Below are 6,127 nucleotides of genomic sequence, written 5' to 3'. Positions count from 1 at the left end.
GGTCTTTAGCCCAATAAATCCAGGCAAGATCCAAGCCGAGTGTTGCAGATTAACTCATCCTCCATGACCCCCCCCTCTACGACAGCGCTGCAGGATCTGTTTCGGGCGGTGGCCCAAGGGGAGCTCACCCCAGAGCAAGCCCTGCAAGCCTATCGCTTTCTGCCCTTCGAGCCGGTGGGAGATTTCGCCCATGTGGATCACCACCGTCCCTTGCGCACGGGCTTTCCCGAAGCCGTGTGGGGGCCGGGCAAGACCCCAGATCAGATCGCCCAAATCCTGGAGCAACTCCACCAGCGGGGATCCCTGGCCTTGGCCACCCGCATCGAAGCCCAGGTGTATGCCGAGATCCGCAGCCGCTTACCCCAGGTGCAGTATTCCCAGGTGGCCCGCTTGTGTTGGATCCCGCCCCGGCAGGTGGTCAGCCATCCTGGGCAGGTCAGCGTGATCTCCGCCGGCACTGCCGATTTACCGGTGGCAGAAGAAGCCGCCCTCACGCTCGAGCTTTCTGGGTTTCAGGTGAAGCGCCTCTGGGATGTGGGGGTGGCCGGGATCCATCGGCTGCTGCACAACCGGGCGGCCCTGCAAGCGGACGTGCTGATCGTGGTGGCAGGCATGGAGGGGGCCTTGGCCAGCGTGGTGGCGGGTCTGGCGGATTGTCCGGTGATCGCTGTGCCCACCAGCATTGGCTACGGGGCCAGCTTCCAGGGCTTGGCTGCCCTGCTCACCATGCTCAACTCCTGCGCAGCGGGGGTGGGAGTGCTGAACATTGATAACGGTTTTGGGGCGGCGATTCTGGCAGGCCAGATCCTGCGTTGCGGACAACGGCTGGCAGCTCGATTGAGTTCATGCGGCCCCACTGGAGATCCAACAGGGAATCGACAGATTTCGGAAGGTTAAGAATTGTAAATAGATCCTGAGCCAAACAGGCTATACTCAGGCCATAGTTTAGGCTTGGGCTTTCTCTTTCCCATCCTTCGGGAGTTTGAGGGTGTTGCCTCTGGTCACCTAACTGGGTTCATGCCTTTTTCTGGGGTACCTTTATCCGAAGATGGGGAGGGTTCCTACGCTGGTCAACTGCTGTGTTGGACTGACTGGGGCGGACAAAACGCGCGAATATGCTAATTGATGCCACACTTGTCAAAAATGCCATAGATGCGATGGGGGCGACCTTGACCCTGGCACAAGGGATGACTCAGTCCTTCACCTGGACAGATATTTTCTTGGTGGTGGCTCTGGTGTTTTTGGAGGCCGCCCTCTCTGCGGACAATGCCGTTGCCCTGGCGGCTCTGGTGAAACATCTGCCCACCCCTCAGCAACAAAATCGGGCCTTGCGCTGGGGCATCATCGGCGCTTACGGCTTTCGCATCGCCATTGTCTTTGCAGCGGTTTGGTTGGTGGAGTATCCGCCCGCCCAATTCTTGGGGGCCTGTTATCTGCTCTGGCTAGCCTGGCAGCACTTTCGGGGCGAGGAAGAAGGCCAAGAACAGGACATCACCCGCCACGCCAACTTTTGGCAGACCCTGGTGATGGTGGAACTGACGGATCTGGTCTTTTCTTTCGACAGTATCGCTGCTTCGGTGGGTGTCTCCCGCAAGGCTTGGGTAATCATCCTCGGCGGCATTCTCGGCATTACCCTGATGCGCTACATGGCTTCTCTGTTTTTGCGTTGGTTGGACGAGTTCTCTCACCTGGAAGATGCCGCTTTTGCCATCATCGCCTTGGTGGGGAGCACCATGTTGTTGGAGGTGTTTTTCCCCCAAATCGAGATCCCAGAGTGGGGGATGGTGGTGGCCGTGATCCCCTTATTTGTCTGGGGTTTCTCGCGGCGCGTGAAACTCAATTCGGAGCAGGATGAACAGCCGGAGCTGGCTGACGGAGAGAAGAGGGAAGAGAAAAGAGCAGGGGTTACAGACGAGATGGAAATCGTCCCCTCCGGTTGGGTGGCTGCCCTTGAGGAAGACCTCGCCCCTGAGCTGCAGAGCAGAGAGAATGGAGAGGAGAGGTACGGCTTGGGCCTATCGCCAGGGATCCCTGATCTGCCTTGATGGGGCTGTGGGCTGCTTCATTGCCTTGGCCCCTGCCGACTCCTAAACTACCAGTGAAGCCGACTCAAGGAGGGAAGCATCCTGAGCCCCCAGTTTTGCTTGAAATCATTGGTCAAGTGCTTCAGAAGCAGCATAGACAGCCCAAAGGAGCAGCAGGTGTCCGAAAATAGGCTCCAGCCTTTGGCGAGGGCGGAGGTTCTGAGCATGCCAGCAGTGCAGAGCACTGCCCCCTTGGTGGAGTTGCGCCAAGTTTCCAAGCGCTTCGGCTCGACGGTGGTGCTTGACCACGTGGATCTGAAGGTGTACCGGGGTGAGGCCCTGGGCCTGGTGGGGCCTTCGGGCACCGGGAAATCGACGCTGCTGCGCATCATCGCCGGCTTAACGGAGCCAGACGCTGGAGAAGTGCTCTGGTGCGGGATCCCGCTCCCGGAGATTCAAGCCCATCATGCAACTCCCCCTTTGCGAGTAGGGATGGTGTTTCAGCAGGCCGCCCTCTTCGACTCCCTGACGGTGGAAGAAAACGTGGGGTTTTTGCTCTACGAGCACTCGCAGTTGCCCCGCTCCCGTATTCAGGAATTGGTGGCCGCCAAGCTGGAGGCGGTGGGACTGGCGGGCAAAGAGCACAACCTGCCAGAAGAACTCTCGGGGGGGATGCGCAAACGGGCCAGCTTCGCCCGCGCCATTATGGAGGATCCTTCTCTGCCCCAGGATGAGCCCCAATTGCTGCTGTACGACGAGCCCACAGCGGGCTTGGATCCCATTGCTTCGACGGTGATTGAAGATCTCATCCGGGAGCTGCAGCAGGTGAAAAAAGCCTGTGAGAGCTACATTGTGGTGACCCACCAGCACAGCACCATTTACCGCGCCACCGACCGCATTGTCCTGTTGGCTCAGGGGCGGGTGCAGTGGGAGGGATCCGTGCAGCAGATTGAAACGTGCGATAACCCCTTTGTGCGGCAGTTTTTCAGCGGTAGCGTAGAAGGGCCAATTCAAGTGGCGGGGCAGGTGTGATGCGTTCGCGAGCAGTGCGAGAAGGGGCAGTGGGCCTGTTGATCCTGGCGGGGGCGCTGGGCTTTGCCGGCCTGTTTTTGTGGATCTACAACCTGCGCTTTGGCAGTCGCGGCTTTCAATTTACCGTCACCTATACCAACGTGGCCGGGCTGGCCGAGGGATCCAGTGTGCGGCTGCGGGGGGTAACCATAGGTCGAGTGGAGCGGATTGTGCCTCAACCCAGCCAAGTAGAAGTACAGGTGACCATTGATCAGCCCCTAGTCATCCCCCGCGATTCCCTGTTTCTTACCAAACAGACGGGGTTGGTGGGGGAAACGGTGATGGATATCCTGCCCCGACTGAACGTCCAGTTGACAGGATCCCCCCTGGCGCCAGACTGCGACAGCAGCCAAATGGTTTGCAATGGAGATGTGGTGGAGGGAACCCCTGGAGTGGATTTTGGCCAGCTATTGATTAGGCTGGATCGATTGCTCACACGGGTCAACGACGATGAGCTCTTCGACACCCTTAACGCCACCCTAGAAGGGCTCACCCGCGTCGCCAATAGCGTAGCCAGTCTTTCAGAAACCGTAGAAGAGCAGGTAGCGGCTATTCGCACCGAAGATCTGAACTTGTTGCAATTCACCACGGCTGCCACGGCCATCCAAGACGCGGCTGGAGCTGTGAGGGGAACTGCCCGCAGTTTTCAAGCGGCTGCCGATCAATTCACCGCCCTGGTGGATCAAAACCGCACTTCCCTTAACGCCGTCCTGGAGAACATTCAGCAGGTGAGCGCCGATCTACAGGCCATGTCGAGCGCGGTGCGCCCGCTGGTTACCGATCCACAACTCCAGGCCGATGTGCGCCAGATCCTGGCCGAGGTGCGAGCGGCTGCGGAGAACGTGGCCCAAGCTACCGAAGATCTGCAGCAGATTGCCGCCAGCCTCAACGATCCGGGCACTTTAGCTACTCTGCGCCAAACCCTCGATTCCGCCCGCATCACCTTTCAGAATATGCAAAAAATTACCGCCGACATCGACGAGCTGACCGGGGATCCCCAGTTTCGCCGCGGCATTCGAGAGTTGGTATTGGGGCTGAGCAACTTGGTCTCCAGCGTCCCTGGGGAAGATGGGATCCAGCCCGCGGTGGCCGAAGGGTATCACTTTCGTTTTGCGCCCGTCTCTTTTGCCCAGGGAGTTGCCCCTGGATCCCAAGGATGGCAGCCGCAGACTTCCCCATAAGTTGGCTGCCTTTCCCCTCTCTCTAGCGGGAGTCTGGGATCCCTGAGATGACCCGCTGAGGTAACAACGGCGGCCAAAGCCGTTGAAGGGATCCCGAAGCTGGGGTAGGCTTTGCGGATAAGGTGCTGTGCCTACGGCACCCCCTATGGCTACGCAACGCTGGCGCGACTGAGGTTGAGGTGTGAGGAATGTGTGGCATTGTCGGCTACGTGGGTTTTCAGTGGGCTGCCCCCATCCTGTTGGAGGGCCTGCGCACCTTGGAGTATCGGGGCTATGATTCTGCCGGCATCGCCACGGTGGATCCCGAAGAAGGATTGAGAGTTGTCCGCGCTACCGGCAAGCTGCACAACCTGCTGGTGAAGCTGACGGCCAACATGCCCACGGCCAAGGTAGGGATCGGACATACCCGCTGGGCCACCCACGGCGGCGTGACCGAAGAAAATGCCCACCCCCAGTGCGACGAGCGCGGGCGCATTGTGGTGATCCAAAACGGCATTGTGGAAAACTACCTGGAGCTAAAGGAGCGTCTCCTGGAGCGGGGAATCCCATTCCGCTCCCAAACCGATACGGAAGTGATCGCCCAACTGCTCGGCCTCTATACAGAAGAGCTGGGCTCCTTTGAGGCGGCCTTTGGCCAGGTCATGGGGCAACTGCGGGGGGGAAACGCCGTGGTGGCTCTGGATCGGGAGGCGCCGGATCGGCTGATCGCAGCCCGTTTGGGCAATGCCGGAGCCGTGGTGGTGGGAGAGGGAGAAGGGGAAAACTTCGTGGCCTCCGATCTGCCTGCCATTGTCCGCCATACCCGCAAGGTGGTGTTCTTGGAGGATGGGGAAATGGCGGTTCTCACGGAGTCTCAAGTGCGCTACTTGCGCATTACCGGCGAGGAGCTGCGCAAATCCAGCATCACCGTGGCCTGGGATCCCGTCTCAGCCGCCAAGGGAGGCTACAAGCACTTCATGCAAAAGGAGATCTTTGAGCAGCCCCGCACCACCACCGATACGCTACGGGGGCGGGTGGATCTGGAACAGGGCCGGGTGACGCTGGAGGGGCTAACGCTTTCTGAAGCGCAACTGGCCCACATCGAGCACATCCACGCCGTAGCCTGTGGTACTGCCTGGCACGCCTGCTGGGTGCTCAAGTACTTCATCGAGAGCTTGGCCCGTACCCCCGTGGAGGTGGACTATGCCTCTGAGTTTCGCTACCGCCAGCCGGTGTTGCGCCCCAACCACCTGTTGCTGGCTCTAACCCAGTCGGGAGAAACCGTCGATACGCTGGCAGCCATGAGCGAGGCCCGCACCCAAGGGATCCCGACTCTGGCGATTGTCAACGCCATCGGATCCCAGGCCAGCCGTCTGGCGGATGCCGGGGTTCTCTACATCCATGCCGGTCCGGAGATTGCCGTGGCTTCCACCAAAGTGTTTACTGGCATGTTGGTGGCGGGGTATTTGCTGGCCCTGCAACTGGCCCAGGCCAAAGGGATCCTCAGCCCGGCCCAGATCCAAGCCCACCTGCAAGCCTTGATTGAGCTGCCGGGCAAGATCAGCCTGCTGCTGAAGGACGCCGCCCTCTACGACCAACTGGCGGAGCAGTACCATCATGTTGCCAACATGCTCTATCTGGGCCGCTGGGTTAACGCCCCGATTGCCCTGGAAGGAGCTTTGAAGATGAAAGAGGTGAGCTATATCCACGCCGAAGGCTACCCGGCAGGGGAGATGAAGCATGGCCCTATCGCCCTCATCGACGAGCGGGTGCCGGTGGTGTGCATTGCCACCCGGGATCCCGTCTACGAAAAAATGCTCTCCAACATCGAACAGGTGCGGGCGCGGGGGGGACGGGTGATCGCCCTCATCA

The 6,127-nt window shown here is 59.9% G+C and carries 5 protein-coding genes; all 5 read left to right on the top strand.

Annotation, left to right across the window (positions count from 1 at the left end):
* The first annotated feature begins 63 nt into the window (after nt 1-63).
* The gene (larB, locus tag NW856_RS08540; RefSeq protein WP_414399833.1) at nt 64-897 is read left to right on the top strand and encodes a nickel pincer cofactor biosynthesis protein LarB; all 834 of its coding nucleotides are present in this window, start codon (nt 64-66) and stop codon (nt 895-897) included.
* Nucleotides 898-1,115: 218 nt separating this feature from the next.
* Nucleotides 1,116-2,045, top strand: coding sequence for a TerC family protein (locus tag NW856_RS08535; RefSeq protein WP_414399832.1), 930 nt, complete (start codon nt 1,116-1,118; stop codon nt 2,043-2,045).
* Between the two features lie 204 nt (nt 2,046-2,249).
* Nucleotides 2,250-3,056, top strand: a complete 807-nt coding sequence (locus NW856_RS08530; RefSeq protein ID WP_414355855.1) for an ABC transporter ATP-binding protein — start codon at nt 2,250-2,252, stop codon at nt 3,054-3,056.
* Nucleotides 3,056-4,276 carry an MlaD family protein gene (locus tag NW856_RS08525; protein ID WP_414399834.1) on the top strand — a complete coding sequence of 407 codons (1,221 nt, stop codon included), beginning with the start codon at nt 3,056-3,058 and terminating at the stop codon, nt 4,274-4,276. Before NW856_RS08530 ends, NW856_RS08525 begins: the two co-directional genes overlap by 1 nt.
* A 188-nt stretch (nt 4,277-4,464) precedes the next feature.
* Nucleotides 4,465-6,127, top strand: a 1,663-nt coding sequence (gene glmS, locus NW856_RS08520; RefSeq protein ID WP_414399831.1) for a glutamine--fructose-6-phosphate transaminase (isomerizing), incomplete at its 3' end; no start/stop codon positions are given.

It is taken from the genome of Synechococcus sp. R3-13, assembly GCF_047462195.1.
Lineage (GTDB): Bacteria > Cyanobacteriota > Cyanobacteriia > Thermostichales > Thermostichaceae > Thermostichus.
This window is presented reverse-complemented; position numbering and strand designations above follow the sequence as displayed.

Bases quoted from the DNA above. Each gene is read 5' to 3' on its own strand.
- larB (WP_414399833.1), top strand. From the start codon at position 64: ATGACCCCCCCCTCTACGACAGCGCTGCAGGATCTGTTTCGGGCGGTG.
- NW856_RS08535 (WP_414399832.1), top strand. From the start codon at position 1,116: ATGCTAATTGATGCCACACTTGTCAAAAATGCCATAGATGCGATGGGG.
- NW856_RS08530 (WP_414355855.1), top strand. From the start codon at position 2,250: ATGCCAGCAGTGCAGAGCACTGCCCCCTTGGTGGAGTTGCGCCAAGTT.
- NW856_RS08525 (WP_414399834.1), top strand. From the start codon at position 3,056: ATGCGTTCGCGAGCAGTGCGAGAAGGGGCAGTGGGCCTGTTGATCCTG.